Source organism: Candidatus Methanomethylophilaceae archaeon (genome assembly GCA_017524805.1).
GTDB lineage: Archaea > Thermoplasmatota > Thermoplasmata > Methanomassiliicoccales > Methanomethylophilaceae > Methanoprimaticola.
Map to the genome: position 1 here is coordinate 1 of JAFXUX010000015.1, position 3,861 is coordinate 3,861.

General features: G+C 60.0%; 4 protein-coding genes. All 4 read right to left on the reverse strand.

Features of this window, described 5'->3' with window-relative positions:
• Window positions 1–321: 321 nt before the first annotated feature.
• Window positions 322–1,788 carry a leucine-rich repeat domain-containing protein gene (locus IKP20_03860; GenBank protein MBR4504091.1) on the reverse strand — a complete coding sequence of 489 codons (1,467 nt, stop codon included), beginning with the start codon at window positions 1,786–1,788 and terminating at the stop codon, window positions 322–324.
• Window positions 1,785–2,354: a hypothetical protein gene (locus IKP20_03865; protein MBR4504092.1), complete on the reverse strand. Its 570-nt coding sequence runs from the start codon at window positions 2,352–2,354 to the stop codon at window positions 1,785–1,787. The genes IKP20_03860 and IKP20_03865 overlap by 4 nt, the downstream gene beginning before the upstream one ends.
• Window positions 2,355–2,356: 2 nt before the next feature.
• Window positions 2,357–3,016 carry a hypothetical protein gene (locus IKP20_03870; protein MBR4504093.1) on the reverse strand — a complete coding sequence of 220 codons (660 nt, stop codon included), beginning with the start codon at window positions 3,014–3,016 and terminating at the stop codon, window positions 2,357–2,359.
• Between the two features lie 148 nt (window positions 3,017–3,164).
• Window positions 3,165–3,861, reverse strand: a 697-nt coding sequence (locus tag IKP20_03875) for a hypothetical protein (protein ID MBR4504094.1), incomplete at its 5' end; no start/stop codon positions are given.

Here is a 3,861-nt window from a genome sequence, read left to right on the forward strand (position 1 = left end):
CCCCTCAAGGCATGACCGTTACCGCGACCTAATCGCGGCATACCTTCTTACGCCGGAGATGGCGATGAGCACCGGATCGCCGAAAGGATTTGGGCTCACCGACATATTCTATCCCGCTTCCAAGGGGAATCCCCCCGTCATAATCGAAGTAAAATCAACGATAGACCCGGAATCGGACCTCTCTGCTCTGGCCAGAACAGCCCTTGAACAGATCGAGGAAAAACGTTACGCCGACGGACCGGACCCGAAGGATGCCGTGTCCGTCGGGATAGGCATACGAATGAAGACCGTGGAAGTCGCCTTCCGCCGATTCCATCAGAATCACCTTTGCCTTCTCTTCACAATAACCGCCGCTGCAACAGCAATTGCGACGATGGCCGCCAAAGCTATCGCGATCGCAATGTCCGCATTCCCGCCGCGGTCCGCTTCTACCCTAAGCCCGAATCCGGAATCCTCCCAGGACTTCGCATCCGCCTTTTCGCAATGGACGGCGGCATCGACGTTCAAAAACGCCGTGCTGTCCCCCTCAGGGGCTTTCCCGCGGGCATAGACGTCATCAAGCCCCAGACAGTCGGCGAAAGCGTAGCCGCCCAAGCGGGACACTGACGCCGGAAGGTCGATGCTCCTCAGCGACGCGCATCCTCTGAAAGCCGAAGCTCCGATGTCCCTGACCCCGCTCAGATCGACCTTTTCCAAAGAGGCGCAGTCGCGGAAGGCATCTCCCCCTATCCCGAGGACACCGTCCGGAATCGTTACTGAAACCAATGAAGCGCATCTGCTGAACGCGCCGTATCCTATGGCATCAATATGGCCGCCGAATTCAACCTGGCACAGCGAAGAGCAATACCCGAACATGCGGGGGACGATTCCGGTATCGACGCCGGCGCGCTCCAGACCGTCGCATATGTAGAAGGCGCCTTCCCCGACGAAATCCGAGGACACGTCCAATCCCTTCAGCGACCTGCATTCGCGGAAGGCTTCGAACCCTATGTATCCCAGGCCCCCGGGAAAATCCGCCTCCTTCAGATCATAGCACGCGCGGAAGGCTTCGTCGCCTATGCTCTTCAGGGTTCCGGGAAATGATACTTCCTCGAGATCGCAGTAATAGAACGCCCTCTGCCCCACGCTCTCCAGACCTTCCTCCAGGACCGCGATGGAAACGTCCGCCCTTCTCTGCACATTCCCGTCATCCATCATCGTCCCGGCGAACGCGTACTCGGCAATCCCCGAGACCCTTACGCCTTCCACCTCGCCGCGTATCACGATGCGGCCGTTCTCGGCGGAACCTCCGACGGCGACCGCCCCGTCGGGCAGGAACGCGTATTCGATTCCGTCCGCGATGACAGTCCTTATGATTTCTGCGCCTTCCCATCCCCCGGCCGAAGGCATCGCATGGACCTTCGCGCCTTCCGGAAGCCCGCCCACGATCTCCGGGCGGTCCCCCATGAAATAGAGATCCTTGACGCCTTGGCACCCGCCGAAAGCTCCGTCTTCGATGATCTTCAGATTCTTCGGGACGATTATGATTTCGGAAGTGCAGCCGTCGAAAGCGGAAGACGACAGGATGCGGACGTCGTACCCTTCCAGCACCGCGGGAAGATGCAGAACCTTCTCGCCAGTCATGACGGAAGTGATGGCGCAGTAGTAGCCGGGATGCCCGGAGCCGTGGGTCTCGTACTCGTAGACTGACCCGTCCGGGCACGTCTCTGATGCGCCGCACTCGGCCGCCGAAAAAACCGCCATGACAGCGATGGCGGCCAAGACCATGGCTCCCATCCCGGATCTCATTTCATCGCCAGCCCGACCGCTGCGGCCGCCACCCTGGATCTGTAGATGTTTTCCGAACCTACTACCACCAGCGCATCCCCCTCGGTCAGACCTGCCGCCCTTATCCTTGCGGCGACCTTCGGATCCTTCTCGTCGAGGTCCCATATCGTCGGGAACAGCACCCTGCCGCCCCTCATAATGAAAATGGATGCCCCGGTTGCGCCGTTCTTCACGGCCATGTCCCTCTGCGCCATGCCGTTGGTTATCATGTCCGCGACCCCGCCGATGATTATCCCCTGCTGGCATGAGCCCAGGACGTACTTGTCATCGCGGAATTCGACGAACCTTATCCCGAACCCTTCTAAGCTTTCCCTGCCGAATTCCGTGAGGCTGGAACCTGATCTGTTCACTTCGATCCACCTCCAGCTCTTGAGGACGTTCAGCATGCTTCTGATGCTTCCCTCCCCCAAGCCGACGCTCTGGACCAGCGCCCTCCGGCTCATGCGCCCGTTCCTGCGCAGAGAATCGAGGACTATGAAGAGATACGCGTCCGAATACTTGGACAGCGGCCCGGTTTCGCTGTTCACGATCAGCTCCAGGATTTCGCCCCCATCGATTCGCAGAGCCCCATGAAAGGCAGCACCGATTCCATGACCTCGGACACCGGCATCGACATGCGGGAAGCTATCTCCGGCACCGAATCGCCGCGGTCGAAGCTCACTATCACGTCCGCCTGCTCCGGGGTCAATCCGCTGTTCCTCAGGAAAACGGCCCGGTTGAGCTCGTTATCCATCCTCCACATGACCAGCAGAATGTCCTCGCTGAGAGGGACTTCCATGCGTCTGGGGCGGCCGGACCTTTTGGCGCCCTCTATGTGGTAACCCCCGGGCCCCAGCTCGCCGCACACGGGGCAGCGCACGGAATCGCCCTTCCTCAGGATGCTCAGCCAGCGGCGGCCGCAGGAAGCGCAGACCACCGTGAGGATGTCCGCGTCCCACCTTTTGCTGCCGCAGGAAGGGCATTTGGGAGGGTGCTCCATCGTGGTCGACCACATGTGCCCGCACCTTCTGCAGGTGACCGTCCCGACCGTCTGCCTGTCCCACAGAGAAGACCTGCATTTCGGGCAGCACCTGGGCTCGCCGGAACTCTTCTTGGATTCCCAGACGTGCCCGCACAGCCTGCACGACCTGCCCTTGCCGGTGGCCTCGCAGGACTTGGTCTGGATCACTATGCGCCCGAGGCGCCTCATACCCAACTGGAAGTCTTGCTCGTCGATCAGAGCGCATCACCCATCGCTATGGATGATAAATCCAATCGAAAATGCAACCATATAGGTTATCTGTCCAAAACATCGAAAGATGTCATCACCGCTTACATAGGAGGGAAAAAGCGTATCTTCATGTAGAGGTCCCCGCGCTCTCCGGGCCGTAGCAGGAAATGGGATCCTCGGTGTACACCGAATCGTTCACGACTATCCCGCTCTGGCTGAAGGCTTCCTGGATCCTGGTGAACTCCGTGCGGATCTCCTTCAGAGACCTCTTCGACCTAAGGGAAATTGCTTCCGGGCTCATCCCTGTGAAATGCAGCGCCAGTATCTCCGCCTGCTCCTGGCCGATCCCGATCCTGCCCATGAAATACGGGATGTTCTCCCTGTACGCATCCTGGCGGGACCGCATATCATCCGCCAGGGACTCCCAGAACCTGTCATGCAATCTGGAGCCGGCACGTTTTATCAGGGTCTCGAACTTGATCCCGCAATCGTCCAGCACCTCGTTCAGATACCTGCACGAAACCGGGCGGGATCCGTCCCACAGATATACGCATCCGATTCCGTCCTTGAAGATGTAGTTGAGCCTCAGATTCCCTTTCTCCCACAGCGCGGTGAGCTTCTCGGAGCCGTCCCCGGAGGATGCCACTATCCCGCACACCGGGCAGATCTTCTTGGAAGGGTCGGCGGCGATCCACGATGTGCCGCAGAACCCGCATACGATCTCCTCGAAATCCCCGGCCCCCCGGCAGGCAGGGCACAGGCTCCCCGACCTCCCAAGCACGGACAGGCTCCCGCATTTGCGGCAGACTATGGCGTTCGGCAGC